This is a genomic window from Vicinamibacterales bacterium (genome assembly GCA_041659285.1).
Taxonomy (GTDB): Bacteria; Acidobacteriota; Vicinamibacteria; order Vicinamibacterales; family UBA2999; genus 12-FULL-67-14b.
The window spans coordinates 293,947-320,452 of the sequence record JBAZYO010000005.1 but is presented as its reverse complement, the minus strand read 5'-3'; the positions used below and the strand labels follow the sequence as shown (position 1 = coordinate 320,452).

28 protein-coding genes are annotated in these 26,506 nt (G+C 68.5%); 9 read left to right on the top strand and 19 right to left on the bottom strand.

Annotated features, from left to right (window positions below):
• Window positions 1–25: 25 nt before the first annotated feature.
• The 11 genes from hypE to WC815_10490 are packed head-to-tail and all read right to left on the bottom strand — an operon-like array spanning window position 26 to window position 10,004.
• On the bottom strand, window positions 26–1,081 hold the full coding sequence (gene hypE, locus WC815_10540) for a hydrogenase expression/formation protein HypE (GenBank protein MFA5909204.1): 1,056 nt from the start codon (window positions 1,079–1,081) through the stop codon (window positions 26–28).
• Window positions 1,071–2,195 carry a hydrogenase formation protein HypD gene (hypD, locus tag WC815_10535; GenBank protein MFA5909203.1) on the bottom strand — a complete coding sequence of 375 codons (1,125 nt, stop codon included), beginning with the start codon at window positions 2,193–2,195 and terminating at the stop codon, window positions 1,071–1,073. Before hypD ends, hypE begins: the two co-directional genes overlap by 11 nt.
• The gene (locus WC815_10530; protein MFA5909202.1) at window positions 2,192–2,449 is read right to left on the bottom strand and encodes a HypC/HybG/HupF family hydrogenase formation chaperone; all 258 of its coding nucleotides are present in this window, start codon (window positions 2,447–2,449) and stop codon (window positions 2,192–2,194) included. Before WC815_10530 ends, hypD begins: the two co-directional genes overlap by 4 nt.
• The gene (gene hypF, locus WC815_10525; GenBank protein MFA5909201.1) at window positions 2,359–4,749 is read right to left on the bottom strand and encodes a carbamoyltransferase HypF; all 2,391 of its coding nucleotides are present in this window, start codon (window positions 4,747–4,749) and stop codon (window positions 2,359–2,361) included. The genes WC815_10530 and hypF overlap by 91 nt, the downstream gene beginning before the upstream one ends.
• Window positions 4,742–5,401, bottom strand: coding sequence for a hydrogenase nickel incorporation protein HypB (gene hypB, locus WC815_10520; protein MFA5909200.1), 660 nt, complete (start codon window positions 5,399–5,401; stop codon window positions 4,742–4,744). The genes hypF and hypB overlap by 8 nt, the downstream gene beginning before the upstream one ends.
• Window positions 5,398–5,760 (bottom strand): hydrogenase maturation nickel metallochaperone HypA, encoded by a 363-nt coding sequence (locus WC815_10515; protein ID MFA5909199.1) that lies wholly within the window; start codon window positions 5,758–5,760, stop codon window positions 5,398–5,400. Before WC815_10515 ends, hypB begins: the two co-directional genes overlap by 4 nt.
• Window positions 5,753–6,319, bottom strand: coding sequence for a HyaD/HybD family hydrogenase maturation endopeptidase (locus WC815_10510; GenBank protein ID MFA5909198.1), 567 nt, complete (start codon window positions 6,317–6,319; stop codon window positions 5,753–5,755). Before WC815_10510 ends, WC815_10515 begins: the two co-directional genes overlap by 8 nt.
• A complete protein-coding gene (gene cybH / locus WC815_10505) occupies window positions 6,312–7,034 on the bottom strand; it encodes a Ni/Fe-hydrogenase, b-type cytochrome subunit (protein MFA5909197.1) in 723 nt (240 codons plus the stop codon). The genes WC815_10510 and cybH overlap by 8 nt, the downstream gene beginning before the upstream one ends.
• Window positions 7,031–8,737 (bottom strand): nickel-dependent hydrogenase large subunit, encoded by a 1,707-nt coding sequence (locus WC815_10500; GenBank protein MFA5909196.1) that lies wholly within the window; start codon window positions 8,735–8,737, stop codon window positions 7,031–7,033. The genes cybH and WC815_10500 overlap by 4 nt, the downstream gene beginning before the upstream one ends.
• Window positions 8,734–9,849 (bottom strand): hydrogenase small subunit, encoded by a 1,116-nt coding sequence (locus tag WC815_10495; GenBank protein MFA5909195.1) that lies wholly within the window; start codon window positions 9,847–9,849, stop codon window positions 8,734–8,736. Before WC815_10495 ends, WC815_10500 begins: the two co-directional genes overlap by 4 nt.
• Window positions 9,846–10,004 carry a hypothetical protein gene (locus WC815_10490; GenBank protein MFA5909194.1) on the bottom strand — a complete coding sequence of 53 codons (159 nt, stop codon included), beginning with the start codon at window positions 10,002–10,004 and terminating at the stop codon, window positions 9,846–9,848. Before WC815_10490 ends, WC815_10495 begins: the two co-directional genes overlap by 4 nt.
• 372 nt (window positions 10,005–10,376) lie before the next feature.
• On the opposite strand from WC815_10490, the gene WC815_10485 reads away from it, so the two are divergent.
• The gene (locus tag WC815_10485; GenBank protein ID MFA5909193.1) at window positions 10,377–10,820 is read left to right on the top strand and encodes a PA2169 family four-helix-bundle protein; all 444 of its coding nucleotides are present in this window, start codon (window positions 10,377–10,379) and stop codon (window positions 10,818–10,820) included.
• A 10-nt stretch (window positions 10,821–10,830) separates the two neighbouring features.
• On the opposite strand, the gene WC815_10480 is transcribed toward WC815_10485, so the two are convergent.
• From WC815_10480 to WC815_10465, 4 genes are read right to left on the bottom strand one after another with little or no spacing between them, the layout of a single operon-like run.
• On the bottom strand, window positions 10,831–11,910 hold the full coding sequence (locus WC815_10480) for an NAD(P)/FAD-dependent oxidoreductase (GenBank protein MFA5909192.1): 1,080 nt from the start codon (window positions 11,908–11,910) through the stop codon (window positions 10,831–10,833).
• A complete protein-coding gene (locus WC815_10475) occupies window positions 11,907–13,100 on the bottom strand; it encodes a cyclopropane-fatty-acyl-phospholipid synthase family protein (GenBank protein MFA5909191.1) in 1,194 nt (397 codons plus the stop codon). The genes WC815_10480 and WC815_10475 overlap by 4 nt, the downstream gene beginning before the upstream one ends.
• 16 nt (window positions 13,101–13,116) lie before the next feature.
• Window positions 13,117–14,001 carry a L,D-transpeptidase family protein gene (locus WC815_10470; protein MFA5909190.1) on the bottom strand — a complete coding sequence of 295 codons (885 nt, stop codon included), beginning with the start codon at window positions 13,999–14,001 and terminating at the stop codon, window positions 13,117–13,119.
• Complete coding sequence (locus WC815_10465) at window positions 14,001–14,702, bottom strand: BON domain-containing protein (GenBank protein ID MFA5909189.1); 702 nt, start codon at window positions 14,700–14,702, stop codon at window positions 14,001–14,003. The genes WC815_10470 and WC815_10465 overlap by 1 nt, the downstream gene beginning before the upstream one ends.
• 120 nt (window positions 14,703–14,822) lie before the next feature.
• Between WC815_10465 and WC815_10460 the strand changes: the two genes are divergently transcribed.
• Window positions 14,823–15,353 carry a hypothetical protein gene (locus WC815_10460; protein ID MFA5909188.1) on the top strand — a complete coding sequence of 177 codons (531 nt, stop codon included), beginning with the start codon at window positions 14,823–14,825 and terminating at the stop codon, window positions 15,351–15,353.
• Window positions 15,354–15,427: 74 nt separating this feature from the next.
• Window positions 15,428–17,161, top strand: a complete 1,734-nt coding sequence (locus WC815_10455; protein ID MFA5909187.1) for an HAD hydrolase family protein — start codon at window positions 15,428–15,430, stop codon at window positions 17,159–17,161.
• 57 nt (window positions 17,162–17,218) lie between these two features.
• Here the strand turns inward: WC815_10455 and WC815_10450 are convergent, their stop codons facing one another.
• Window positions 17,219–18,115, bottom strand: a complete 897-nt coding sequence (locus WC815_10450; protein ID MFA5909186.1) for a universal stress protein — start codon at window positions 18,113–18,115, stop codon at window positions 17,219–17,221.
• A 240-nt stretch (window positions 18,116–18,355) separates the two neighbouring features.
• Here WC815_10450 and WC815_10445 point away from each other — a divergent pair, with 240 nt between their 5' ends.
• The gene (locus WC815_10445; GenBank protein ID MFA5909185.1) at window positions 18,356–20,482 is read left to right on the top strand and encodes an acetate--CoA ligase family protein; all 2,127 of its coding nucleotides are present in this window, start codon (window positions 18,356–18,358) and stop codon (window positions 20,480–20,482) included.
• An 8-nt stretch (window positions 20,483–20,490) separates the two neighbouring features.
• Here WC815_10445 and WC815_10440 read toward each other — a convergent pair whose 3' ends face one another.
• Window positions 20,491–20,982, bottom strand: a complete 492-nt coding sequence (locus WC815_10440; protein MFA5909184.1) for a universal stress protein — start codon at window positions 20,980–20,982, stop codon at window positions 20,491–20,493.
• 197 nt (window positions 20,983–21,179) lie between these two features.
• On the opposite strand from WC815_10440, the gene WC815_10435 reads away from it, so the two are divergent.
• The 3 genes from WC815_10435 (at window position 21,180) to WC815_10425 (ending at window position 23,602) form a co-directional block, all read left to right on the top strand.
• Entirely contained in the window at window positions 21,180–21,557 is a 378-nt protein-coding gene (locus WC815_10435) for a response regulator (protein MFA5909183.1), read from the top strand.
• Between the two features lie 213 nt (window positions 21,558–21,770).
• A complete protein-coding gene (locus tag WC815_10430; GenBank protein ID MFA5909182.1) occupies window positions 21,771–22,238 on the top strand; it encodes a response regulator in 468 nt (155 codons plus the stop codon).
• The gene (locus WC815_10425; GenBank protein ID MFA5909181.1) at window positions 22,238–23,602 is read left to right on the top strand and encodes a sigma-54 dependent transcriptional regulator; all 1,365 of its coding nucleotides are present in this window, start codon (window positions 22,238–22,240) and stop codon (window positions 23,600–23,602) included. The genes WC815_10430 and WC815_10425 overlap by 1 nt, the downstream gene beginning before the upstream one ends.
• A gap of 11 nt (window positions 23,603–23,613) precedes the next feature.
• On the opposite strand, the gene WC815_10420 is transcribed toward WC815_10425, so the two are convergent.
• Together WC815_10420 and WC815_10415 are read right to left on the bottom strand one after the other, a co-directional pair.
• Window positions 23,614–24,717: a PAS domain S-box protein gene (locus WC815_10420; GenBank protein ID MFA5909180.1), complete on the bottom strand. Its 1,104-nt coding sequence runs from the start codon at window positions 24,715–24,717 to the stop codon at window positions 23,614–23,616.
• A 276-nt stretch (window positions 24,718–24,993) separates the two neighbouring features.
• A complete protein-coding gene (locus WC815_10415) occupies window positions 24,994–25,416 on the bottom strand; it encodes a CBS domain-containing protein (protein ID MFA5909179.1) in 423 nt (140 codons plus the stop codon).
• A gap of 326 nt (window positions 25,417–25,742) precedes the next feature.
• Here WC815_10415 and WC815_10410 point away from each other — a divergent pair, with 326 nt between their 5' ends.
• The gene (locus tag WC815_10410; GenBank protein ID MFA5909178.1) at window positions 25,743–26,204 is read left to right on the top strand and encodes a hypothetical protein; all 462 of its coding nucleotides are present in this window, start codon (window positions 25,743–25,745) and stop codon (window positions 26,202–26,204) included.
• A 25-nt stretch (window positions 26,205–26,229) separates the two neighbouring features.
• A complete protein-coding gene (locus WC815_10405) occupies window positions 26,230–26,478 on the top strand; it encodes a hypothetical protein (GenBank protein ID MFA5909177.1) in 249 nt (82 codons plus the stop codon).
• Window positions 26,479–26,506: the final 28 nt, after the last annotated feature.

The following is a 26,506-nucleotide window of genomic DNA, read 5'->3' as shown; positions in this document are numbered from 1 at the left end:
CCAAGGCCGGCGGCCTAGACAGGCCTCAGCAGATTCGCGGCAGTTGCTCGCCGCTCAGCATGTCCACCACCCTGGTTGCGCCAATGCGGCTCTTGAGCGTGACCAGGGCGCGTGGTTCTGCCGACACCGTGCCAATCGCGATCGCGTCGCGGCTCACCGCGTGACGCCGCAGGATGTCGAGCGCGCGGTCGGCCTCGGCGGCCGGCACGAAGGCAATGAAACGGCCTTCGTTGGCGACGTATAACGGGTCAAAGCCGAGAATCTCGCACGCGCCGCGCACGTCTTCCCGGATCGGGATGGCCTGCTCCGACAGCCGGATGTGCAGGCCGGTGGACTCGGCGATTTCAACGGTGGCGCTGGCGACGCCGCCTCGCGTCAAATCCCTGAGGCAATGGATCGTGACGCCCGCCTCGATCAAGGCCAGCACCGGCGCGGCCAGCGGCGCGCAATCGCTCTCGATGTCCGACTCGAATTGCAGGCCCTCACGCGCGGCCATCACGGCCATGCCGTGACGCCCGATATCCCCCGACAGCAGCACCACATCGTCCGGGCGGACGCTCGCCGGCGCGATCAGGCCGTCGTACTCGATGAGGCCGACGCCGGCGGTGTTCACGTAGACCCCGTCGCCCTTGCCGCGGTCCACCACCTTGGTGTCGCCGGTCACCACCGTCACGCCGGCGGCCTCGGCCGCCGCCTTCATCGATGCCACGATCCGCCGCAGGCTGTCCATCGGCAGCCCTTCCTCGATGACGAAGCCGACGCTCAGGAATTGCGGGCGGGCGCCGCACATCGCCAGGTCATTTACCGTGCCGTTGATCGCCAGCGTGCCGATGTCGCCGCCGGGAAAGAACATCGGCCGCACGACGTAGGAGTCAGTGGTGAAGGCCAGGCGGGCGCCGCCCAGGTGCAGGTGCGCGCCGTCATGGTGCGCGTGCGCCGCGGGATTGCCGAAGGCGGGCAGAAACAGCCCGTCGATCAGCTGGTTGGTCAGGCGGCCGCCGCCGCCGTGGGCCAGCAGCACGTGCGTGTGATCGCCGATCGGGACCGCACAGGTCAGCCCCCCCACGAGGTCAATTGCCACGGACCACCACCTTTTCCTGCGGCGGCACTTTCAGGCGCCGGTAGCGATAATACGCGGCGCAGGCGCCTTCCGACGACACCATGGTGGCGCCCAGCGGATGCTCGGGCGTGCATCGCGTGCCGAAGGCCGGGCACTCGTGCGGCTTCATCAGCCCCTGCATGATCTGGCCGCTGCAACATTCGGTCGGCTCGTCGGCGGTGTGGTCCGCCACGCCGAACCGCAGCTCGGCATCGAACGCGGCGTACGGCTCGGCCAGGCCGAGCCCGCTGGCGGGAATCTCGCCGACGCCGCGCCACTTGCGCGGCACGATGCGGAAGACCTCTCGCATCAGCAACTGCGCCGGCACGTTGCCGTCGCGCCGCACCGCGCGGGCGTACTGGTTCTCCACTTCGGCGCGCCCTTCCTCGAGCTGTTTGACGCACATGTAGACGCCTTGCAGGATGTCGAGCGGCTCGAAGCCGGTGACCACGATCGGCACGCGATAGCGGGCGGCCAGCGGCTCGTACTCGGTGTAGCCCATCACGCTGCACACGTGTCCGGCGGCGAGGAACCCCTGCACGCGGCTCTTCGGCGACGACAGGATCGCCTCCATCGCCGGCGGCACCAGCACGTGCGACACCAGCAGCGAGAAGTTCTTCAGGCCGAGCTGCGCGGCCTGGAACACGGCCATCGCGTTGGCCGGTGCCGTGGTCTCGAAGCCCACCGCGAAGAACACCACCTCGCGATCGGGGTGGTCGCGCGCGATCGTCACGGCGTCGAGCGGCGAGTAGACAATGCGCACGTCGCCGCCGCGGGCCTTGACCGTCAACAGATCGTGGGCGCCGCCCGGCACGCGCAGCATGTCGCCGAACGAACAGAAGATCACCCCGGGCATCGACGCGATCTCGATCGCCTTCTCGATCAGCTCGAGGGGCGTGACGCACACCGGACAGCCGGGCCCGTGGACCAGCTCCACCTCCGGCGGCAGCAGCTCATCGACGCCGAACTTGACGATCGCATGGGTCTGCCCGCCGCACACTTCCATCAGCGTCCACGGCCGCGTCGTGATGCGGCGCAAGGCGCGGGCGTAGCCGGCGGCGGCTTCGGGGTCGCGATACTCGTCGATGAACTTCATGACGGCTCTCCGTCTTCGAGTTCGGCCAGCTCGCCCATTTCCCGGAGGTAGCGGAAGACCTGCCGCGCCTCGGCTTCGTCCACCGTTGAAATGGCGAAACCGACGTGCACCAGCACGAAGTCGCCGACCGCGGCGTCGGGCACGTAGCTCAGGTTGACGCGCTTCACGACGCCGGCGAAGTCAACCCGGCCGCTGCGAAGCACAGGGTCGGCGCCGTCAATCGTGAGGATGCGTCCGGGAATGGCGAGGCACATGAAAGGCTCTCCTTGGCGCGAAGGTAAGCGGCGATCTGTCCCAGCGCGATGCCGCCGTCGTTGGTGGGAATGCGCTGGTGCCAGTACGGCCGGAATCCCGCCCGCCGCAATCTGGTCACGGTCTGCTCGATCAGGTAGCGGTTCTGAAAGCATCCGCCGCTCAAGACCACGGCCGCCTGCTCGAAGAACAACGCGGTGGCCACGATCATCTCGACCATGGTGTTGTGGGCGCGGGCGGCGATCACGCCAACGGCCACCTCGCCGGCGGCGTCGTCGAGGACCGCGCGCACCATCGGCGCCCAGTCGATCACCAGCCGCGGCGCCTGCCACGAACCAAGGGCGTACTGGCTGCCCTCTTCCGACAGCGTGAAGGGGTAGGCGTCGTGGACGCCCGGAGTGATGGCGAACTCGAGGTCCATCGCCGCCTGCCCCTCGAAGCTCGTGCGCTGGCGCAGGCCGGCGATCGAGGCGACGGCGTCGAACAGCCGGCCGGCGCTGGTGGTGACCGGTGCGTTCACACCGCGCGCCATCGCGTCGATGAGCAACGCCTGTTCGCTCGGGCTGAACGCGCCCGCGGTCAGCGACGGGCCGACGATGGCGATCTCGCTGGCAATCGCATGCAGCGCGCCAAGGGCCGACCGCCGCGGTTCCTTGATCGCGCGATCACCGCCGGGCAGCTGGAATGGCCGCAGGCAGGCGACGCGCGTGAACGACCCGCCGTTGACCGCGAAGAACTCGCCGCCCCACACCGTGCCGTCCAGGCCGTAGCCGGTGCCGTCCCACGCCACGCCGAGCGCCGGGCCGTCCAGTTCGTTCTCGGCCATGCACGCCGCGACGTGGGCGACGTGATGCTGCACGTGCGACACCGGCAAGCCGAGCGAGGCGGCGTGCCTGGTCGAACGGTAATCGGGATGCAGGTCGGCGACGACCGCGACGGGCGCGACTTCGTACAAGTGCGGGAGGTCGGTAAGCACCTTGACGAAAGCCGCGCTCGCCTCGGCCGATTCGAGGTCGCCGATGTGCTGGCTGACGATGATGTCCGTGCCCGAGGCCAGCGCCACCGTGTTCTTCAGGTGCGCGCCCACCGCCAGCACCGGTGGTGACAGTTGCTTGATCGGGATCGGCAGCGGCGCATACCCGCGCGCCCGCCGCAGCACCAGCTCGCGGTCGAGCACGATGCGCACGATCGAGTCGTCGACGTGACGGGCGATGGGCCGATCGTGGACCAGGAACAGGTCGGCGATGGTCGCCAGCCGCTCGATGGCGTTCTGCTCGTCGGTGCAAATCGGCTCATCGGATTGATTGCCGCTGGTGGCCACGACCGGCCCGCCAACGTCGCCCACCAGCAACTCGTGCAGCGGCGTGTAAGGGAGCATGACGCCCAGGTTGGGATTGCCGGGGGCCACCGACGGCGCCAGGCCGTCCGCGGCATCCGCGCGCCTGGCCAGCAACACGATAGGCGATTCCGGCGACGTCAGCAGGCGCGCTTCCGCATCCGCCACGAGGCAGTGACGGCGGACGGCCGCCAGGTCGGAGCACATCACCGCGAACGGCTTCTCGTCGCGGTGCTTGCGCTTCCGCAGGTGCCCGATCGCGGCGTCGTTGCCGGCGTCGCACATCAAATGAAATCCGCCCAGTCCCTTGACGGCGACGATGGCGCCGGCGCGGATGGCGGCGGACGCCGCGCGCAGCGCGGCGTCCTGCTCGGCGATCACCTTGCCGGTGACATCCCACGCCGCCAGGCGCGGGCCGCAGTGCGGGCAGGCGTTGGGCTGCGCGTGAAACCGGCGGTCGTGGGGGTCGTGGTACTCGCGCCGGCAGGCCCCGCACATGGTGAAGTGCCGCATCGAGGTGTTGGCGCGGTCGTAGGGCAGCGACTCGATGATGCTGAAGCGCGGTCCGCAGTTGGTGCAGTTGGTGAACGGATAGCGGTAACGCCGGTTGGCGGGATCGAGGATCTCGCGACGGCAGTCGTCGCACATGGCGAGGTCCGGCAGCACCAGCGCCGAGATCGCGCCGTCGCGAACGCTGTCGAGAATCTGGAAGGCGGGGTGACCGACCGCGTCCAGCCACGACGCCTCGAGACTGTGAATCACGGCGCGGGGCGGCAGCTCGGTGGCGAGGCGGGCGCGGAACAAATCCAGCACCGGGCGGCGGCCCTCGACCTCGATGCTCACCCCGAGCGTCGAGTTGCGGACCCAGCCGCTGACCGCGAGTTCCTCGGCCAGCCGGAACACGAACGGCCGGAAGCCCACCCCCTGCACGGCGCCGCGCACCGCGAGCCGCAGGCGTTCACGCATGGCCGGCGGCGAGCCTGGCCACCAGCCAGTCGCACCACTCCGTGATGCCGAGCCGCGCGGTCGCCGCCGTCTCGAACACCACCAGCTTGGGGTTGATGTGTTGGGCGTTGCGCTTGATCTCCTCGACGTCAACGTTCACGTACGGCAGCAGGTCCACCTTGTTGATGATGAGGACCGCGGCCCGGCGGAACATGGCGGGGTACTTGAGCGGCTTGTCGGCGCCCTCGGTCGTGCTGAGGACCACCACCTTCATCGCCTCGCCGAGGTCGAAGTTGGCCGGGCATACCAGGTTGCCGACGTTCTCGATCACCAGCAGGTCCACCTGATCGAGGTCGAGGCGCTCCACCGCGGCGGCCACCAGGGCGGCTTCCAGGTGACAGCCCCCGTTGGTCACGATCTGCACCACCGGCACGCCGTAGCGGGCCACGCGTTGCGCGTCGATGTCGGTCTGGACGTCGCCTTCGACCACCGCGATGCGGGCGCGGTCTTTCAACTCCTCGATCGTCGCTTCGAGCAGCGTTGTCTTGCCGGCGCCCGGCGAGCTGACGATGTTGAGGACCAGCAGCCCGTTGCGCGCGAACAGCTCGCGGTTGGAGGCGGCAAGGTCGTCGTTCTTCTGCAGGACCTTGCGTTCGATGGTGACCACGCTCATGCCGCCCCCTCGACCGTGTCGTCGAGCTCGAGGTCCACGACCTGCAGCTCGTCGCCGGACTGCAGGGCCATCCCCATGGCGCCGCACGCGGGGCACACGAACAGCGGCTGCGCCAGCCTGGTAAAACAGCCACACTCGCCGCACGTGGCCAGCGCCGGCACGCGATCGATCTCGAGGAAGGCGGCCGCGTAGGGCGTGTCGGCGACGATGGCCTCGAAACAGAACTCGAGCGAATCCGGCACCACACCCGCCATGTCGCCGACGCGCACGCGGACGGCGCGCACCCGGCCGGCGTCGGCGGCGGCGACGTTCTGTTGGACGATGTCGAGGATGCCGGCGGCCATGGTCAGCTCATGCATGGCCGCACTCCGCCGACGCGGCCAGCCGGCCCACGTCAACCGCATCGCCGATGTCGGAGGTGGCAGCGACGGCTTTCAGGCGGAAGGGGAAGCCGATCGCCGCCGCTTCATCGGCGACGCGTTCGACGAGGCCGGCCAGTCCGTCGGCGACCGCCGGTGTCAGCCCGATGCCGAGCTCGATCGACTGCGGCACCAGACCCAACAGCACGACGCGGGTCGGATAGCGATCGAGCCAGCGGGCGCCGTCCAGCAGGTCGGCGACGCCGACCTGGTGCGGGGACAGACGCGTCGCCACCGCCGGCGGGACATCATCGCCATCAAGACGCACGAACGTGCCAGGCGCCGCGTCGGTGCGAACCGCGTCAACGAGGATCACCGCGTCGGCCTGATCGAGGTACGGCAGCAGGGCGAGCCCCAGCGTGCCGCCGTCGAAGACGCGGACGCCCTCGGCCGCGTCGTAGTGATCGCGCAGCCGCGTCACCGCCGCGGAACCGACGCCATCGTCCTCGAGCAGCACGTTGCCGAGTCCGAGCACGAGCAGCGGAGTGCGCTCATTCATCGACTTGGCCTTTCCGGTTGATGAACCGGTAGCCGGAGTACTCGAGATCCTCCGGCGGGACGAACTTGTAGCCTGAGAAGATCGACTCCATCGTCGCGTTGGCCTCGACGGTGGACATCAGGACGGCGCTGTAGACGTGGTGCACGGCGAACCCCAGCAGCAGCCACATCACGCCGTGATGAATCCACCGGGCGACCTGCAGGCCGCCGATGATGGGAGCCAGCGATGCGAACCATCTGACAGGGGATTCGACATCGGCACTGGCGCTTCGCAACATCAGTCCGGTGATGATGGCCACGAAGTAGAGGCCGAACACCAACATGTACGTTGCTCCCGCCACGGGGTTGTGGCCGACGAAGCCGGGTGGCTTGCGCTGGGCAAACAGGTAGAACTTGACGGTCGGCCACAGGCCGTGGCGCCGGGACGGGTGGACCGGCAGGAACTTGTCCCATCGCGCGTACTTGTTGCCGGTGAACATCCAGATCAGGCGGACGACCACCGCGGTGAGGAACACGTAGGCGACATACCCGTGAACGACCTTGACCCAGCCCATGAAGAACGATTCGCCGGCCGGTCCGGGGACGGTGATCATCGGCCGCCCGATGTAGAAGCCGGTGACCGCTAGCACGATGATGGATGCGGCAATCAGCCAGTGCGTGAGCCGCACCGGGACTTGCCACACATACACGCGCCGGAGCGACCCGACGGTCGTCACGACACCCTCACATCCGTGATCTGGCGGCCGCGCGCGTCAACGACGTGGACGCCGCAGGCCATGCACGGATCGAAGCTGTGGACGGTGCGCAGGATCTCGATCGGCCGTTCGGCGTCAGCCACCGGCGTCCCGATCAGCGCCTCCTCGTAGGGTCCGCGGCGCCCCTTGGCGTCGCGGGGGCCGGCGTTCCAGGTGCTCGGCACCACGCACTGATAGTTCTGGATCAGGCCGTTGCCGATGTTCACCCAGTGCGCCAGCGCCCCGCGGGGGGCTTCGTGGAAGCCGGCACCCATCGCCTCGGCCGGCCACGACGAGGGATCCCACTTGCTGGTGTCGTGGATCCGGAAGTCGCCGGCCTCCATGTTGGCGGCCAGTCCATCCACCCAGGCGTCCATCTTTTCGGCGAGCAGCTGGGTCTCGATGCCGCGGGCGGCGACGCGGCCAAGGGTCGAGAACAGCGCCTCGGGGCCGACGTTGAGCGCCTTCAAGACGCCGTCCACCAGTTCCTTCACGCGCGGCTGGCCCGACACGTAAGCGACCAGCATGCGGGCCAGCGGCCCCACTTCCATGGGCTCGTCGGCGTAGCGCGGCGACTTCAGCCACGAGTACTTCTTGTCGGTGTCGAGCCGCTCGTAGGGCGGCGTCGGGCCGGTGTAGTTCGGCGAGGTCTCGCCCTTGAAGGGATGCAGCGACACCGCATCGCCCTGCTGGTAGTCATACCAGGAGTGCGAGATGTACTCCGTCACCTTGGCGGCGTCGAAGGTCTCGGTCTTCGAGATGTCCCGGCCGCGAATGATGCCGCCGGGGATGAACAGTGCCGGCGACGCGGTGTCGTCATCGGGATACTCGCCGTAGGCCAGGTAGTTGCCGACGCCCTTGCCGTGTCCGGCCCAGTCCTTGTAGAACCCGGCGATGGCCAGCAGGTCGGGAATGTAGACGCGGACGACGAAGTCGCGCGCCCGGGCGACCAGTTGCTTCAGTTCCGCGATCGTGCCGGCGTTCAGGGCCGACTGGCTGTTGGGATCGATCGGCGTCGACATGCCGCCGACGAGGAAGCTTTGCAGGTGCGGGTTCTTGCCGCCGAGCACGGCGTGCAGCTTGATGAACTCGCGCTGCCAGTCGAGCGCCTCGAGGTAATGCGCCACCGCCATCAGGTTGGCTTCGGGCGGCAGCCGGTAGGCGGGGTGGCCCCAGTACGCGTTCGCGAACGGGCCGAGCTGGCCGCGCTCCACGAACGCCTTGACGCGATCCCGCACGCCGGCGAAGTAGGTCGGGCTCGACAGCGGCCAGTCAGAAATCGACTGTGCGAGTGACGACGTCTTCGCCGGATCGGCGGAGAGGGCCGAGACGATGTCCACCCAGTCGAGCGCGTGCAGGTGGTAGAAGTGCACGACGTGGTCCTGCACGCATTGCGCCCCGATGATCAGGTTCCGCAACAGCCGCACGTTCGGCGGCGGCGCCGAGCCGATGGCGTTCTCCACCGCCCGGATCGAGGCGATGGCGTGCACGGTGGTGCAGACACCGCAGATGCGCTGCGCGAACGCCCACGCGTCGCGCGGGTCGCGGCCCTTGAGGATCAACTCGATGCCGCGGAACATCGTCGATGACGACCAGGCGTCCTTGACGACGCCGCCGTCCACCTCCGCCTCGATGCGCAGGTGGCCCTCGATGCGGGTGACCGGGTCAACAATCACACGGCTCATTGCTGGCCTCCCTCTTCGGTCTTGGGCGTCACGGGCTCGGCGTCTTCACCCACCCGCTTCATGATCTGGATCAGGCCGTGTCCGGCGAAGGCGGCGCCGACACCGGTCACCGCGATCAGGCCGATGGTGTCGATGTTGGACGCGGCGCCGAAGCCGGGCACGCCCGGCAGGTGCTGGTAGAAGGGCGTCATCGTGTCCCAGAAGTTGGGCTCGGAACAGCCGATGCACGGGTGACCGCAGCCAATCGGCCAGTTGGTGCCGCCGTTCCACTTGATGTGCGGGCAGTTCTGGAACGCGACCGGGCCCTTGCAGCCCATCTTGTAGAGGCAGTAGCCGGCGCGGTGGCCGGCGTCGCCCCACTCTTCGACGTACTGCCCCGCGTCGTAATGGGCGCGGCGCTCGCAGCCGTCGTGAATCGACTTGCCGTAGGCAAACAGCGGCCGGCGATAGTGGTCGAGATCGGGCCACCGCTTGAAGGTGAGGAAGTGCACGAGCAGCGCCGTGAGGTTCTCGACGTTGGCCGGGCAGGCGGAGAGGTTGATCAGGTTCTTGACCCCGGGCACGGCGGCGCTGACGCCGAGCGCGCCGGTCGGGTTCGGGCCGGCGGCCGGAATGCCGCCGAAGGACGCGCAGGTGCCGATGGCAATGGTGGCCATGGCCTGGCCGCAGACCTCGCGGGCAATGTCGAGCGCCGAGCGCCCGCCGATGGTGCAGTAGGCGCCGTTGGCGCCGGTGGGGATCGAGCCCTCGACCACGGCGATGTAGCCGCCCGGGCGCTCCTTGACGGTGCGCGCGAGGTTGGCCTCGGCCTGGTGGCCGGCCGCCGCCATGATGGTCTCGTGATAGTCGATCGACAGCGTGTCGAGGATCACTTCAGCCGCCGTCGGACGGCTGGCGCGCAGGAACGACTCGGTGTTCCCCGCGCAATCCTGGAATTCCAGCCAGACCAGCACCGGCTTTTCCGTCTTCTGGATGGCCCGCGCGATTTGCGCGGCCGCGGCATCGGGCAAGGCCAGGGCCGAGGCCATTGCGGCGCAGAATCCCATGAACTCCCGCCGGGTGACACCGCGGCGTTCGAGTTCAGCCGCCAACCAGTCGCGTTGATTCCTCATGGCTTACCCTCGCTTTCGCGCCGGCCGTCCACGCCCGCAGGCTTCCTGGGCCACTCCTTGACGCGAACCCAGATGGCGATCGTGATTGGTATGAGCGCGCTGACCGCGGGGACGAGGGCAGATGCCGCCGCAATCTCCTCGTGGTGACGTCTCATCCCATTGACTCCGTGACGCCCGAATTGACGACGGTCTGGAGGGCAGGCTTGCAGCGGGGTCGCCCTTCCGGGGGCGCCCCGGTGCAAGCCTTGAGCCAGACCAGCACTGCGGCTGAACCGGCGCAAAGTGGCGCTGGCCGCCGGGCAGGCCCGGGGAGATTTCAGTGGCGGTGCGAACTATTCCGGGTCACCGCCGACGGCTTGGTTTGCCCACCGTCGCGCCTTGCGCCGGAGCGGCTTGCCCACCGTCGCGCCTTGCCCGGGAGCGGCTTGCCCACCGTAGCGCTTCGCGCGAAGGTGGGTGGCGCGATCCGTGCATCACTGCCAATGGTGTCGTGCTGCGACCGTTCCGCGGCGGCGCCGGAGGGTGTCATGTCAGATCCAAGTTCGCGGGCGCTTCTGAATCACTTGATCGAGAGCTGCAAGGATGGCGAGCACGGCTTCATCCACGCCGCCGAGCTCGTCAGTGATCCCGGGTTGAAGACCCTGTTCAGCGATCTCGCCGGGCGGCGGGCCCGCGCCGCCGAGGAACTGCTGCCTCACGCGCAACGGTTCGGCGGGTCGGCGGCCACCGACGGCACGACCGCCGCGTCCATGCACCGGCGATGGATGGACGTGCGCAGCAACTTGAGCGGCCACGACGACCGGACGATCCTCAGGGAAGCGCAGCGCGGCGATGCCATCACCCTGGCCGCCTACAAGACCGCCCTGGACGGCCTGCTGCCGCCATCGGTGCGCGACCTCGTCGAGCGGCAATACGGGGAAGTGCGCGACACTCACGACGACCTCGCCCGGTCGCTGACCGAAGCCATGTGAGGCGCGGCCCTCACGCGCGGAGGAACCACCGGTCGAGCACGACGTGCTTGGTGAAGGCCGGCGACCCCATGAGCAGGCGGCCGAGCGCGCCGGTCACGGCACGCACCGGCGCCGAGTTGCGGGGGACGGGCGGGTGCTTCGCGCGCAGTGCCTCGGCATAGGGTTCCAGCGCCGTGATGTCGTCGCGGCCGGCCGCGGCGACAATCGCCTCCGCCGCCAGCCGGCCGGATTCGATGGACGGCCGGATGCCTTCACCGCTTTCCGGATATGCAAGCCCGGCGGCATCGCCGACGAGCGCGACACCCGGCCCGATCAACGGCCGCGGGCCAACGCCGGCCGCGAGGTAGGCGTGGCCCCGCCATCGCAGCGCGGCGCCTGAGCGGATGACGCGGCGCTCCTCCAAAAACACGATGAAGTCCCTGACGTGGGCGGCGAAGTCGCGGCTGCCGCGGCGGCCGATGCCGACGTTGAGGTAGCGGCCCTTCGGCACGCACCAGCCGTAGCCGTCGAGATCCCGGCAGAAGAACAATGACGGCGCGTCGCCGGCGGCATCCGCCGCATGAGCCTCGCGCAGGAACTCCGCCTCCTTGGCGACCACCGGCCGCGCGGTATCGGCGCCGCCGCGAAGGTGCTTCGCCACCGGGCAGAAATGCCCGCCGGCGCCGACCAGCACCGTGGCCTCGATGGCGTCGTTGGCAATCCAGCTGGTGCGCGTCCGGCGGAGCGTGTCGATGGGCGTAGCTTCCAGCACGCGGACGTTCGCCCGCCGAAGCAGGAAGTCGTCGAATTCACAGCGCCGGATGCCGTAGCTGACCACCCGAGGGTAGGTCGTGTCGATCAGGCGGCGGCCGATGATGCCCGTGCGGAACGACGTGATCTCCTGCAGGGTCAGCCCGCTGTCGCGGTATTCGCCCGGGTCCAGCTCGAGCGCGGTGAACACCTCAGGCGTCAGCCACCCGGCGCACACCTTGTCGCGCGGGAAGCGCGCCGCGTCCGCGACGATCACGTCCCAACCCGCCAGCCGCAGCGCCCGCGCGCACGTCGAACCCGCGGGCCCGCCGCCCACCACCAGGGCATCGCAGCGGATCATGCCGGCTCCCGCGCCGGCACGCGCGGATCCGGACGGATCCACGACGGCGGCGCCGACCCGTGCGGCGCGAACACGATCTGGAACAGCTGCATCCAGCCGGAGGCGAAGGCGGCCTGCGACCCGGCCAGGTACAACTCCCACGCCCGCGTGAACTCATCGCCGTAGCGCGCCGTCACCTGGTCTCTCGCCTCCGCGAACCGCTCGCTCCAGCACGCCAGCGTGCGCTCGTAGTGGAGGCGCAGGTTCTCCACGTCAACGACCGACATGCCCGCCGGCGACAGCACGCGCGACGTCACCTCCGCGAGCGTCGGCGGGTAAGCGCCGGGAAAGATCCGGCGCCGAATCCACGGGTTCAACGGGCGCGGCACGTCACGGCCGATGAAATGCAGAAAACCACGCCCGCCGTCGGGCCTGACCGCGCGCCGCAGCACGGCGGCGAGTGACGCGAAGTGGTGGACCCCGACATGCTCGAGCATGCCGACCGACATGAACACGTCGCACTGCCCCGTCACGTTGCGGTAGTCGTCTTCGACAAACTCGACGCGGCCGGCGAGGCCTTCACGGACGGCGCGGGCGCGCGCGAATTCCAGCTGCTCGCGTGAGATGTTGAAGGCGCGGACGCGGGCGCCGTAGTGCCGCGCCATGTGCAGCGCGAGCGCACCCCACCCGCACCCGGCTTCGACCACGAAGTCGCCGGAGCGCAGCGCCACCTTCCGGCAGACCAGGTCGAGCTTGGCGGTCTGCGCCTCCGCCAACGACATCTCGGGCCGCGCGAAGTAGGCGCAGGTATAAACCAGGGCCGGGTCCAGCCACAGCGCGTAGAAGTCGTTCCCGAGGTCGTAATGGTGATGCACGTTGCGGCGGGACGTGGCGAGCGAGTTGCGGCTCGAGATCCAGGCGCCGAGGCGCTGCGGCCAGGTCAACGGCGAGGGCAGCCGCGAGAGCGCCTCGACCACCGGCTCGAGCGGCCCGCGCACGTCGAGCCGCCGGGCCGTATAGGCCTCGCCGAAGGCGAGTTCAGGGTTGAGGGCCAGGCCGACCAGCGTGCCGGTATCGCGCACGACGAGGTCACCGACCGGCGGGTTCGTGCCGCCGTAAGACGAGGTGCCATCCCATAGTTCGAGGCGGACCCGGGCGGCGGCGATGGAGCGTTGGACGGCGGTGGCGACGACGTGATGCGGGCGCGTCACATGGGCCTCCTTCAGGTCATTCGTCCTTGGTCACATCGACGGCCAGCCCTCGTTGCAGGCGAAGGACGCGTTCCACGGCGGGCCAATCTACCATCTCCGCGTAGCCGTCGCGCTCGGCCATCGCCTGAACGTGTGCAAGCCCCAGCGGCCCTCGCTTGTAGCCATCCGGGTGCGCCTCGACGAACACCCGATCGTCGATGCGCGCGATCGTGATCGGGCGATAGATGCTCGCGCCGGGCGCGCCGATTTCGACCCGCATGTACAGCAACGCCACGTCATCCGGGTGGACGCGGATGCAGCCGTGGCTCGCGAAGTTGTAGATGCTGGAGGGCGCAATGGTGCCGTGAATGCCGATGCCGGGCAGCGACGTGCGAATCCAGTGCGCGCCCAGCGGATTCTCCGGTGATGGCGGCATCCTGGTGATGACCGGCTTGCCCTGAGCCCGCATTTCTTCCTGGATCGACACCGGCACGTCCCAGGTCGGGTTCTCTTCCTTGTCCACGACCGTGAAGCCGCCGACCGGTGTCGGCCAACTGCGCAGGCCGACCGCAATCGGGTAGGCGGACACCGTGTCGCCTTCCACCAGGAACAACAGGCGCTGGGGGATGTTCAAGGTGATCTGGAATCGACTCTCGACGACGGCGAGGTGGCGGTTGTCGATGGTCAGCACCTGCCCCGGCACCAGCTTGTCCTGCCGGCGGATGCCGTTGAGCTCGACGATCGCCGCGACGCCGGCGCCGAACCGCGCGCTGACCGAGCCCAGCGTGTCGCCGTCGGCGACCGGGTAGGCGAACACGGAGCCGGTGAGCGCGGTTCGCACAAGGGGAACCTCCTGCGCGCGCGCCGGGTCGCCGGCCCCCGCGGCCAGCGCCAGCAGCGCGCACCGCAGGAGGCGCGTCATCAGCAGATCTCGACGTCAACCGGGGGTATCGGGACGAGGTGCGGCGCGACCGTGATCCGGTTGTCCACGTCGGTGATGCCGGGCGCGTGCATCACGGCGTTCTCGACGGCTTCCATTTCGGCCCACGACGCCACTTCGCCTTCGAGCCTGACGGCCGAGCCGTCAATCACGATGGCGACACCACGGGCATCGACCTCGGCGCTGCGATGGAGCGCCTGCACGATGCGCCGGCGCAGGTCGCGAACCGACGCTGCCGCCTCGACGCGGATGTAGTTGGTGACGTCGCTGACCCCGGGAATGTGGCGCACGGCTTCGGCCGCGAGCGCACGAATGAAGTAGGTGGGGACCAGGCCGGTGAGGGTGATGTGCCCGCCGTGCACGACCGCCTGCACGGTTTCTGGAATGGCGACGCGCATCCGCAGGGCGGCGTCGATGTCGGCGGCAATCTCCGGATCGGTGCGTCCGAGACGCAGGCGAACCTGGATGTCGTTGGCGACGGCACGGACGCCGCGGACCCGCTTGGCCGCCCGTTCGGCGGCCAGCTTGCCGGCATAGGTATCGATGAAGCCGGTGAGCGCGACCACGCCGCCGCGTGCGCTGACGCCGACGTCGGTCGCATCCACCTCCGAATCCCACTCGAGCTGTTGCGCGACAGCGTCCCGGAGCATGGTGTTGATCTGTGCAGAGGCGGCTGTAGTCATGGCGGCTTTCCTTTGGGGTCCATCAATGCCAAACACGTGCCACCGGAGTATCCTGCTCGAGGAGTTGCCATGACTGCGTCGGAGCGTTCGAACGACGACGAAATACTGAAGAATTGCGCCTTGATCGAGGTGAATGTCGGCGACCTGAAGCAACTCTTCAACTCCCTGGATCCGACGCCGTTTCGCGAACGCGACCTGGATCCGAGGGCCGAGGAATTCATCACCGGGTGGGCCAGCGAGCTCCACTCGGACGTTCCGCTGGCCCTGGTTGTGCACGTTGACCTGCAGGCCGTGACCCCGGCTGAGGTGGCCGTCCTGAAGGACGCGATCCGGGAGTACTTCAAGCAGCGGGCCGTGGTCACGCGGCGCCGCCTCCGGCAGCTTTTCCGGGTCGGCCGCACCAGCCTGATGATCGGGGTCGCGGCCGTGGCGTTGTCGATTGGCCTCGGCGACCTGCTCGCCAAGCTGCTGAGCGGCGGGAACTTCGGCGGCATCATCCGGGAAAGTCTGCTGATCGGCGGCTGGGTCGCCATGTGGCGTCCGCTGGAGGTGTTCCTGTACGACTGGTGGCCGATTCGCGCCGAGGCCAGGATGTTCGACCGTTTGAGCGACATGAGGGTTCGCGTCGTGGCGTCTGCGCCACGCTCCTGACTGGCATCAACCATGCTTGTTCCCTCGGTGTAAGGCGCGCCCGCGCCCCATCCTCTGGGAATTAGTGTGCGGTCATGGTGAAACTTTCCGTGCTGGCGCTGGACTACGACGGCACTGTCACGCGCAACGACACGCTCGACCCGACGGTGCGTGACGCCATCGCCGCGATCCGGGCCACCGGTATCACCGTGCTGCTGGTCACCGGCCGCATCCTGAGCGAGCTTCGCCGCGTTGCCGGGGAACTGCACTTCGTCGATGGCATCGTCGCGGAGAACGGCGCCGTCGTCCACTTCCCGGCGACCGGCCACACCAACCGGCTGATGCCGGCGATACCCCCCGCGTTCCTCGACGAGCTGCGTTTGCAGGGCATTCCCCACCAGGCGGGTGAGTGTCTGGTCGATGCGTCGGCCGCCGACGCGCCGAGGCTGCTGGACGCAATCCGCCGGCTGGAGCTGCCGCTCGTGCTGCTCTTCAACAAAGGGCGGGTCATGATCCTCGGACAGGGCGTCAGCAAGGCCACCGGGCTGCACGCGCTGCTGGACATGCTGCGCCTGTCGTCGCACAACATGGTGGCGATCGGCGACGCCGAGAACGACCACGAGTTGCTGCGCCTGGCCGAAGTGGGCGCGGCCGTGGAATGGGGCAGCCAAGCGCTGCGCGCGGCCGCGGACGTGGTCGTGTCCGGTTCGGATCCTTCCGCCGTCGCGGCCTACATCCGCGACCTCGCGCGCGCAGGGCAGCTGCCGGTGCCCAGGCACGACCGGCGCCGGCTGCGGCTGGGTCACACCGAAGACGGCCGCGAGTTCTCGCTGTCGGCCCGCGGGCGCAACGTCCTGATCGCCGGCGACGCCAAGTCCGGCAAGTCGTGGGTCGCGGGCCTGCTGTGCGAGCAGTTGATCGTGCACGGCTACTGCGTGTGCGTGATCGATCCCGAAGGCGACTACGGATCGCTCGAGGGCCTGCCAGGGGTATCGGTGCTGGGCGGGGCGGACCCGCCGCCGACACCGCGCGAGGTCGCCCGCGCCCTCCGCTACCCCGATCGCAGCGTGGTCATCGACCTGTCGCAACGTCCGCAGGACGAGAAGATCGAATACATCCGCGCCGTGCTGCCGGCGATCAACGAGATCCGGCGGCGCACGGGCCTGCCCCATCGCGTGGTGGTGGACGAGGCGCACTATTTCCTGCACGACGCCGACACGCCGAGCCTGGTCGACCTCGATCGCAACGGCTATACCTTCGTGACTTACTGGGCCTCGCGCCTGCCGGCGGCGGTGCTGGCGGCCACCGAAGTGATGATCGTGACGAGGGAAACCTCGGCCGCGGAAATCGAGGCGCTGCGCCAGCGCTGCTTGACCTGCGGGGTCAGCCGCGAGCGTTGGTCCGTGCTGAGCCACCTGGCCACGTCGCAGGCCGTGGCGCTGCCGATCACCGAAGAAGCCGGCGGCGACCTCGTGCTGTTCACGCTGGGCCCGCGCATGACGCCGCACGTTCGCCATCGCGAGAAATACGTGGACGTGCCGGTGACGGAGGGCCGCGCCTTCGTGTTCACGAAGCCGGGCGCGGGACCGGGGCGCCGGGCCAAGACGCTGCGGCAGTTCATCGCCGAGTTGGAGCGGCGATCACCTGACGGGGTGGATCATGTCCGCCGGGGCGACTTCTCTCGATGGATCCACGACGTGTTTGGTGATTTCGCGCTGGCCGCCGAACTGAAGGCGATCGAACAGGCGCCGGGCGCGGCGACCGATGCCGACACGTTGCCGCGGATGGTGAACGCGATTCGCGCGCGCTACGACGTGACTGAAGACTAGCGGTGTCGGTGTGGAATACGCGCGGGCGGGGACAGCGGCACGCCGTCCCGCCCGCCGTCAGTTCACGGGCTTCACTTGTAGCGTGCGGACGAAGTCCACCAGCGTATCGATGCGCTCCTTGACGGTCGCGGCGTCGCCGCCATCGCGAGAGCGGGCAAACGCATCGCCCCATACCGGCATGTCGGGCCCGCCGTGGCCGCGAATCGGCTGCTTGCCGTCGATCGTGCGATAGACCACCTCCGAGGGGTACTGGCCGCCATTGCGCTTGGCGATCTCGGTCAGGTCAGGCGGCTTGCGGCGCATGGAGTCGGCCAGCGGTCCGTCGCCGCGGCCGTTCGGGCCGTGGCACGTCGCGCAGTAGGTCCGGTAGATCTCGGCACCGGTGACCCGTTGCCGGCCGGTGTCCTGGGCCGCCGCTGGTGACGCCGCGACGGGCGCGAGGAGGGACACGGCCAATACGACCGCGGCCACCACGCCACCCTTCGTCACCCAGCGATCGGCCACAGGCTCCTGCGGTTCGCGAACGGTCAGGACCGGACATGACGCCATACGCACCACGCGCTCGGCCACGTTTCCCATCAGGGCGTGCATCAAGGCCCCGTGCCCGTGCGTACCCATGACGATGAGGTCCGGCTTGCGGGCCTCGGCCGCGGTCACGATGGCGCGCGCCGGGTTGCCAAACAGCACCTCGGTCGACACCCTGACGCCGGTGAGGTTCGGCGTCAGCGTCAAGAGCTGCCGCTCGGCCTCCTCCCCGAGTTGCTGGCTCCAGTTCGAGTACGCGATCGCGTAGGCGTCCATCGACCCGGTCCTGAGCGCGGGGACCTCGCACACGTGGATCAAGTGCAGCGAGGCGCCGAGCCTGGTGGCCAGGGCGTGGGCGTAGTCGAGAGCGCGAGCGGAGTTCGAGCTGAAGTCCACGGGAACGAGGATGCTCTTGATGTCGGGCGTCATGGTCTGGTCCTTTTCTGGGTGACCGTTCGGCGGTTACAGGGGCAACCTCCGTGCCAGCCCGTTTCCCCACGGCTCCCGGCGCGGGGCCCCAGGGAACCGCGACATTTCCACGATCCCGTGAAAATTTCCGCGCCGATGCCAGGGTCGCGCGGGGCGAATTCTGCAAATTTCTGCGCGAATACCCTAGAATCGGCGGTTCCGGCCCGATCTGTGCAGAGGGAGCGGCGGAGGCATCTCGACTTGGTTGACCTGGACGCGTCGTTCCCCCCCGCCCGCACGTTGACGCCTTTCTTCGAGCCGGCCTGCGTGGCCGTCGTCGGGGCCAGCCGGGAGCGCAACAAGATCGGATCGGAAATCCTGCACAACCTCGTGGCCACCGGGTTCACCGGGTCGGTCGTGCCGGTGCATCCGACTGCCGAGTCCATCCAGGGCTTGAGGGCCTATCCGCACGTCGCCGACATCCCGGACGCCGTGGACCTTGCCGTGGTCGTCGTGCCGGCGGCGCAGGTGCCCGCCGCCGTGGACGATTGCCTGGCGAAGAATGTCGCGGCCATCTGCATCATCAGCGCCGGGTTCGCCGAGTGCGGCGCCGAGGGCCGCGCCGCCGAACGCGAGATCGTCGAGAAGATCCGAAAGGCCGGCTGCCGGCTCATCGGCCCCAACTGCATGGGCCTGCTCAACACCGACCCGCGGTTCGCGCTGAACGCCACGTTCTCGCCGGTGTACCCGCCGGCCGGCAACGTGGCGATGTCCACGCAGAGCGGCGCGCTCGGCCTCGCGATCCTCGACTACGCCCGCCAGCTGAACATCGGCATTTCGAGCTTCGTCTCGGTCGGCAACAAGGCCGATGTCTCGGGCAACGACCTGCTCCAGTATTGGGAAACCGATCCGCGCACGGCGGTGATCCTGCTCTACCTCGAGAGCTTTGGAAACCCGGCGAAGTTCAGCACCCTGGCGCGACGCATCAGCCGGACCAAGCCGATCGTGGCGTTGAAGTCGGGACGGTCCGCCGCCGGCGCGCGCGCCGCGGCGTCGCACACCGGCGCGCTGGCTTCATCCGATGATTTCGTGGACGCGCTGTTTCACCAGGCCGGCGTCATCCGCACCGACACCGTCACCGAACTGTTCGACGTCGCCACGCTGCTCGCGCGCCAGCCGCTGCCGCAGGGACGCCGCATCGCCATCCTGACCAACGCCGGCGGGCCCGGCATTCTCGCCGCTGACGCCTGCCTGGCGCACGGGCTGGCGGCCGCGGATCTCTCGGCCGCCACCAAGGCGGGCCTCAAGGCGTTCCTGCCGCACGCGGCGAGCGTCAACAACCCCGTGGACATGCTGGCCTCGGCGTCGCCCGCGCATTACCGGCAGGCGCTCGAGCTGCTGCTCGCCGATCCGCAGGTGGACAGCGTGATGGTGATCTTCATTCCGCCGTTGATCACCAGTGCGGACGACGTGGCCACGGCGATTGCCGAGACCGCCGCGCAGGGACAGGGAAAGCCGGTGGCCGGTGTCTTCATGCGCAGCCATGCCGCGCCGGAGTCGCTCGCCGCCGTGCCCTGCTACGCGTTTCCCGAACCGGCCGCCATTGCCCTGGCCCGGGTCGCGGCCTACGGCGAGTGGCGGCGGCAGCCGCTGGGACAGGTCCCGGTCTTCCACGACTTCCAGCCTGGCATCGCGCGCGCGGTGGTGGACACCGCCATGCGGCGTGGCGGCGGATGGCTGAACGCGGTCGAAGCGAACGCGCTGATGGCCGCCGCCGGCATAGCCACGCCGCGATCGCACCTCGCGATGTCGATCGACGAGGCCGTCGAGGCGGCCGTCACGCTCGGCATGCCCGTGGCATTGAAGGCGGTCGGCGCGGCGCTGCTGCACAAGACCGAGCATCGCGCCCTGCGCCTGAACCTCGACACCAAGGCGGCCGTGCGCGCCGCCGCCGGCGATCTCACCAGGACGCTGGGCGATCGCATGGAAGGCCTGCTGGTGCAACAGATGGTGAGCAGCGGCGCCGAGATGATGGTCGGCGCCATCAACGACGCCACCTTCGGCCACGTGGTGGTGTGCGGCAGCGGCGGCGTGCTGGTCGATCTGCTCGCGGACTCGGCGTGCCGCCTGCATCCGGTGACCGATCAGGATGCGCACGAGATGGTGAATGCGCTGAAGGGCGTGCGGCTGCTCCGCGGATTTCGCGGCGCCGAGGCGGCGGACGAGGCGGCTTTCAGGGACACCATCCTGCGCATTTCGTCGCTCCTCAGCCTGTGCCCAGAGATCCAGGAACTGGATCTGAATCCCCTGAAGGTGCTGCCGGGGGGCGTATCGGCCATCGACGTTCGCGTCCGTGTCGATGCGACGCCCTCGACGCCCGCCCGGTAATCCGCCGCCTAGGCCTTGGTCGCCGCGATCAACGCATCGGGCGCGATGAAGTCGCGTTCCTTCGCGCGCACCGCCAGCACCGGGCACGGCGCCGTCCGCACCACGCGTTCCGCGGCGCTGCCAAGCAGCAACTGCTTCACCGCGCCACGCCCGTGCGTGCCGACGATGATCAGATCGATGACGTTGACCTTGGCGTACTCGGTGATGCCCGCCGACACGTTGAAGCTGGTCTGCACGACCGGCACGACCTTCAGCGTCTTGCGGTCATCGTCGGTGACGGCCGCGTCGAGGTCGCGTTGCGCCGCCTTCTCCAGATCCTTCTGGAGATCCGGGATCGCGAAACCGACTTCGGGGCTGTAGCGCATCATCACGTCCTCGACGACGTGGAGCACGTGGAGAGTGGCGTTGTAGGAGCGGGCCAGGTCACGGCCGTACGCCATGGCGACGGCGGACGGCTCGCCGAAGTCCGTGGCGACCAGGATGTTCTTCAGCACAACCATTGGAGTCCTCACTGGAAACGCCGGCGGTCGGGCCGGCACTTTGGATTGAGCACAATGTATGCCAGAGCTCGCCGGCCTGTGGCGCGATTTTTGAAGATCGTCCCGGCATGAACAGGATCGCGTGCACAACCGCGCGTGTTTCCGGGCCCTGGATTCCCGGTTCGCTCCCGGTCGCACGTGAGATTCCGAGGGTCGCCGTGAAAAAACCCCCACTCCACGTGCTGGTCGTCGACGACGAACCGCTGATTCGGTGGTCGGTGACCGAGACCCTTGCCGACCTCGGACTCGACGTGGAGCAGGCCGACTGCGCCGCCTCGGCCTTGCATGCCATTACCAGCACCGTGCTGCCCTTCGACGTGATTGTGTTGGATCTGCGCCTGCCCGACATGCGTGACCTGTCGCTGCTGGCGACCATCCGGCAACTGGTGCCCGAGACGCCGGTCGTGTTGATGACGGCGTTCGGCACGCCCGAGATCCTCGCCGACGCCTACCACCTGGGCGTGCGTGGCGTCCTCACCAAGCCATTCGAGCTCGCGGACCTGAGCCGGCTCGTGATGGAAGTCGCCAAGGTCTGACACCGGCGACTGAGGCGACGCGGGGCATTTTCCCGACTCACACGCGAAATTCCGGGGACTCGAGTACAACCGCGAGACACTGCTCCGCACGTCGAGCGTGTTCACGACCGGGTAGTACTCGGTGCTGGACCAGTCGTCGCCACCGGGGCGCGTTGAACAATCGCCGCTGCTTGGGCCATACTGGGGCGTTTCCTGACAGCGCCCCACTGGACCATGACTCCACTTTCCTGCGTTGACGAGCCTTTTCTGCCCGATGCCTTGATGGCGCCGGTGACGCACGGCGACTTCGAGGCGCCGGTGGTGGGCGCCGTGTCCCAACACGCGCTGGTGGTGGATGACGAGGCGCTGATCCGCTGGTCGGTGTCCGAAACGCTCTCCGGCATGGGCATGACGGTGCAGGAGGCGGGCGACGCCGCCGGCGCGCTGGCGGTCATCGCCGCGGCCACGGCGCCATTCGACGTCGTCATCCTCGACCTCCGCCTGCCGGACATGGATGACCTGTCGCTGCTCGAGAGGGTCCGCCAGTTGCTGCCCGCCGCCGTCGTCGTCTTGATGACCGCGTTCGGCTCGGCGGAGATCGTCGCCGAGGCCGCCGAGTTGGGCGTGCAGGCGGTGCTCAACAAGCCGTTCGAACTCGACGAACTGAGTCGCCTGCTGTCGCGCGACGGCCCGCCATCCTGATGTCGAACGCGACCATCCTTGTCGTTGATGACGAGCAACTGATCCGCTGGTCGCTCGCCAGCCGGCTCAAAGAAGAGGGCTACCGGATCCTCGAGGCCGCCACCGCCGGCGAGGCGCTGTCGCTCTACCGCGAGGGCGTGGATCTGGTGCTGCTCGACATCGGGCTGCCCGACGCCAGCGGTCTCTCGGTGCTCAAGCAGATCAAGGAGTCGGACCCCGACACCCTGGTCATCATGCTGACGGCGCAGACCGGCGTGCAGACCGCGGTGGAGGCGATGAAGCACGGCGCCTTCCACTACGCCAACAAGCCCTTCGATCTCGACGAGGTGGTGCTGCTCGTCGAGAAGGCCCTCGAGACCACGCAACTGCGCCGCGAAGTGCGGACGCTGCGCGCCCGTCAGGCGCAGCCGTACAGCCCGGAAAGCATCGTCGGCGAGAGCGCCCCGATCGTCGCGGTGCGCGCCATGCTGCAGAAGATTGGCGTCAGCCCGGCCACCACCGTGCTGCTGACCGGCGAAAGCGGCACCGGCAAGGACCTGGCCGCCAAGGTGATTCACTACAGCAGCAGCCGCGCCTCGAAGCCGTTCATGAACATCACCTGCTCGGCGCTGCCCGAGACGCTGCTCGAAAGCGAACTGTTCGGTCACGAGCGCGGCGCGTTCACCGGCGCGGATCGGCAGAAGCGCGGGCTGCTCGAATCAGCCGACGGCGGCACGGTCTTCCTCGACGAAATCGGCGAGATGGTGCCGATGCTGCAGGCCAAGCTGCTGCGGTTCCTCGAAGAGAAGTCGTTCAAGCGGGTGGGCGGGGCCACCGACGTCAAGGTGGACGTCCGCGTGATCGCCGCCACCAACCGGTCGCTGCAGGACGAGGTCAAGAAGGGCCACTTCCGCGATGACCTCTTCTATCGCCTCAACGTGATGGCGGTGCCGCTGCCGCCGCTGCGCGATCGGCGCGACGACGTGCCGCGGCTGCTCAACCACTACATCGACAACTTCAACACCGAGTTCCGCAAGAAGATCCGCGGCGTCACGCCCGGCGCGCTGAAGGCCCTCCAGGCCTACCCGTGGCCCGGCAACGTGCGTGAGCTCCGCAACGCCGTCGAGCGGGCGATGTTGTTGAGCGAGGGCAACGAGCTCAACGAGAGCCACTTCCCCATGCTCAATGCCTCGGACGCGGAACTGTCCACGGGAATGGGGTTGCCGGCCGCCGGCATCAACCTCGAAGAGATGGAGCGCTCGCTGGTGGTGCAGGCGCTCGAGCGCAGCGGCTGGAACCAGACCAAGGCGGCGACCCTGCTCGGCCTCAACCGCGACCAGATCCGCTACCGCATCGAGAAGTTCAAGCTCGAAAAGCCGGCCTGAGCCGGCGGCGGTCAGCCGTCAGCCGTCACGTCACCCGACGGCAATTCCACCGACACGATCGTGCCGCCCCCGGGCGGGCAGACCACGCTGATGCGGCCCTCGTGCAATTCGACCAGGCGCTTGGCGGTGGCCATGCCCAGGCCGGTGCCGCGCGCCTTGGTGGTCTTGAAGGGGCGGAACAACACGGCGCGAATCTCGGCGGGAATGCCGGGGCCGTGGTCGGCGACATCGACGCGGTGCCAGCCGGCGGTCGCGCGAAGCGTCACCTCGATCGCCCCGCGGCCGTGCATGGCCTGCGCCGAGTTGATCAACAGGTTCTGGAACACGATGGTCAGCAACGCCGGGTCCGACGTCAGCACCGGCGCCGCGCCGGTGATCGACACCTCGAGCTGCTCGTAGGCCGGGTCCGACTTCAACAGGTTGACCACCGAGGCGAGCAGCGCCCCCAGGTCGGTGTCGGCGGGCTTCGGCTTCGGCGGCCGCGAGAACACCAGCAGATCCTGGATCAGGCTGTTGAGCGCATCGATCCGCGCGATGATTTCCCTGATGATGGCGGCATCGCCGGTGCCGCCTTTCATGCGCGACCCGATCACCTGGATGGCGCCGCGCACCGCGGCGAGCGGGTTCTTCACTTCGTGGGCGATGACCGCGGCCATCTCGCCGAGGCGCGCCAGGGCGGTCGCCTCGCGCAGGCGATCTTCGAGGTCGGCGCGGCTCGACAAATCATGCAAGATGCCCGTGAAGTGCCTCTCGCCGTCGATTTCCATCTCACCCACCGACAGGTGCAGCGGAAAGGTCTGCCCGTCCTTGCGCTTCCCGGTCACCGCCCGGCCGATGCCGATGATCCTCCGTTCGCCGGTCGCGGCGTGATGCGAGAGGTAGCCGTCATGGCGGGACCGATCCGGTTCCGGCATGAGCAGGCTGACGTTCCGTCCCAGGATTTCCTCTTCGGAATGGCCGAACATCCGCTGGGCGGCGGCGTTGAAGACTTCAACCCGCCCCAGCGAGTCGATCACGATGATGCCGTCCACGGCGGCGTCGATGACGGCGCGCCAGCGGGCCTCGGCAATGCGGCCGGATTGGAGCAATTGCGGTTTGGGATCGGTGTCGCTCATGCCGTGAGGAGACACCAATAGCAGATTGCGGGGGATTTCGCTACCTGCAGAGGCACGCGCGAGAGCGCGGGACCGGCGCCGTCAGCAGCGTCGGCATGCCGCCGCGCCAGAAGTATTGCCACAGCCCCGTGCGGAACCGGCGGTGGCCGGCGCGCACCTTCGGGTCGCGTTGAGCCAGCGGCCGCGCGTCACGCGTTGGTCTGCGTTCTTCACGCCGCGCTGGGTCTGCCGCAACCGCGCGTCGCAGGGCGCGAGGGGCTGTGGCGGTCACAGGCATTACTCTTCCGTCTCCAACCATTCCTCCTGGCCGCGAGCCTTGCGCAGGTCACGGTTGGACTTGTGTTCGGGCTTGCGGGCAATCAGATCCAGCAGGTCCGACACCGTGACGATGCCGGCCACCTTGCCGTTGGCCGACGTCACCACGAGCGAACCGAGCGACCGGCCCTTCATGAGGGTGGCCGCGCGCCGGACCGCAGTGCGCGTCGTCACCGTCACCACCGGGCTCGTCATCAGGTCCGAGACCGTGAACTTGCCCAGCACCTTGGGCAGCTTGGCCCCGCCGAGATCACGTTCCGAGACGATGCCGAGCAGCTTGGCGCCATCGGTGACCACCAGGTGATGAATCTTCTCTTGCTTCATCCGGGTCTTCGCTTCCGATGCAGCGACCTTCGGCCTGACGGTCTGAACGGCTTTGCTCATTACTTCGTAGACTCTCATCGGAGCTCTCCTCGTCTGTATCGACCCTGGAGAGTGCAAAGATGCTGCCGCCGGCGGGGCGCGCCCGGTCAGGGAAACGCCGACCGGCCTCGTCGAGTGGCCCAACGGGACCCGGCGAGAACGGTGGCTGCGGCAGGTGACCCAGCTCGGCAGTGAAGCCCGGCAGGGCCAAACGCCGAGGAAAACTCCCCAACGCTGCGGGATTTCCACCCGGCTGGCGCCCTTCTGGCCTTCGGATTCCCAGCTCACGAACATGGCACGAAGAGTGCTGTATTAGCGGTGACGCGGAACCACCAAAGGGCGGAATCATGAAAACCATCGTCATTGGCTTGCTGGGGATCGGGCTGGTTCAGGGAGTCGCGGCGGCACAGACGCCGCAGGAACAGTCGCAGATTCTTCGAGCGTTCCAGGACAGCGTCGAGGGCTACTCGAGCGCGGCAACGCCCGCGCCGCGCATCTTCACGCTGCCGGTGGGGACGGTGTTCCGCCAGATCATCGCGAAGACGCTCGACGAACAGGTCCACGTCACGCACATGACCGCGGTGGCGCCGGAGCTGCCGCTCGATCATCACCCTGCAGCCCTGGAACCGTTCCCGGACGCGGAACTCCACGAGTTCCCGCCGGTGCTGGCGCGCGCGCTGCCGACGCTCCCCGCGGCGCTCGATTACCGGTTGATCGGCAACGACCTGGTGATCCGGGATGTCGGGGGTCACGTAATCGTCGCAGTGTTGCGCGATGCTGTTGGCCAGGTGGTAACCACCAGGCGCTAGAACGGAAGGATTGGAAGGGGGAGTGATGCCGTCCCAGATTGGCGAGCCTTGCACGGTATATGTGTTCAATCGGACACCGCCGAATGACCTGGAGCTCAGGGTCCGCGGCGAGTACCGGGAGATGCCCGGCCTGCGGCTGCGTGCCGAACAGGCAATGCGGCTGTGGTCGCTCGACCGCGCGACATGTGAACGCCTGCTCGACGACCTCGTGGGCGCGGGGTTCCTGCAGCGTGACGACACGGGCCGATACGTGCGCGTCCACGGCGGGTACTGAGGCCTCAACGGCTTGGCACCGGTTTCGC

Bases quoted from the DNA above. Each gene is read 5' to 3' on its own strand.
- hypD (MFA5909203.1), bottom strand. From the start codon at position 2,195: ATGAAGTTCATCGACGAGTATCGCGACCCCGAAGCCGCCGCCGGCTAC.
- WC815_10530 (MFA5909202.1), bottom strand. From the start codon at position 2,449: ATGTGCCTCGCCATTCCCGGACGCATCCTCACGATTGACGGCGCCGAC.
- hypF (MFA5909201.1), bottom strand. From the start codon at position 4,749: ATGCGTGAACGCCTGCGGCTCGCGGTGCGCGGCGCCGTGCAGGGGGTG.
- hypB (MFA5909200.1), bottom strand. From the start codon at position 5,401: ATGAGCGTGGTCACCATCGAACGCAAGGTCCTGCAGAAGAACGACGAC.
- WC815_10515 (MFA5909199.1), bottom strand. From the start codon at position 5,760: ATGCATGAGCTGACCATGGCCGCCGGCATCCTCGACATCGTCCAACAG.
- WC815_10510 (MFA5909198.1), bottom strand. From the start codon at position 6,319: ATGAATGAGCGCACTCCGCTGCTCGTGCTCGGACTCGGCAACGTGCTG.
- WC815_10500 (MFA5909196.1), bottom strand. From the start codon at position 8,737: ATGAGCCGTGTGATTGTTGACCCGGTCACCCGCATCGAGGGCCACCTG.
- WC815_10495 (MFA5909195.1), bottom strand. From the start codon at position 9,849: ATGAGGAATCAACGCGACTGGTTGGCGGCTGAACTCGAACGCCGCGGT.
- WC815_10490 (MFA5909194.1), bottom strand. From the start codon at position 10,004: ATGAGACGTCACCACGAGGAGATTGCGGCGGCATCTGCCCTCGTCCCC.
- WC815_10485 (MFA5909193.1), top strand. From the start codon at position 10,377: ATGTCAGATCCAAGTTCGCGGGCGCTTCTGAATCACTTGATCGAGAGC.
- WC815_10480 (MFA5909192.1), bottom strand. From the start codon at position 11,910: ATGATCCGCTGCGATGCCCTGGTGGTGGGCGGCGGGCCCGCGGGTTCG.
- WC815_10470 (MFA5909190.1), bottom strand. From the start codon at position 14,001: ATGACGCGCCTCCTGCGGTGCGCGCTGCTGGCGCTGGCCGCGGGGGCC.
- WC815_10465 (MFA5909189.1), bottom strand. From the start codon at position 14,702: ATGACTACAGCCGCCTCTGCACAGATCAACACCATGCTCCGGGACGCT.
- WC815_10455 (MFA5909187.1), top strand. From the start codon at position 15,428: ATGGTGAAACTTTCCGTGCTGGCGCTGGACTACGACGGCACTGTCACG.
- WC815_10450 (MFA5909186.1), bottom strand. From the start codon at position 18,115: ATGACGCCCGACATCAAGAGCATCCTCGTTCCCGTGGACTTCAGCTCG.
- WC815_10440 (MFA5909184.1), bottom strand. From the start codon at position 20,982: ATGGTTGTGCTGAAGAACATCCTGGTCGCCACGGACTTCGGCGAGCCG.
- WC815_10430 (MFA5909182.1), top strand. From the start codon at position 21,771: ATGACTCCACTTTCCTGCGTTGACGAGCCTTTTCTGCCCGATGCCTTG.
- WC815_10425 (MFA5909181.1), top strand. From the start codon at position 22,238: ATGTCGAACGCGACCATCCTTGTCGTTGATGACGAGCAACTGATCCGC.
- WC815_10420 (MFA5909180.1), bottom strand. From the start codon at position 24,717: ATGAGCGACACCGATCCCAAACCGCAATTGCTCCAATCCGGCCGCATT.
- WC815_10415 (MFA5909179.1), bottom strand. From the start codon at position 25,416: ATGAGCAAAGCCGTTCAGACCGTCAGGCCGAAGGTCGCTGCATCGGAA.
- WC815_10410 (MFA5909178.1), top strand. From the start codon at position 25,743: ATGAAAACCATCGTCATTGGCTTGCTGGGGATCGGGCTGGTTCAGGGA.
- WC815_10405 (MFA5909177.1), top strand. From the start codon at position 26,230: ATGCCGTCCCAGATTGGCGAGCCTTGCACGGTATATGTGTTCAATCGG.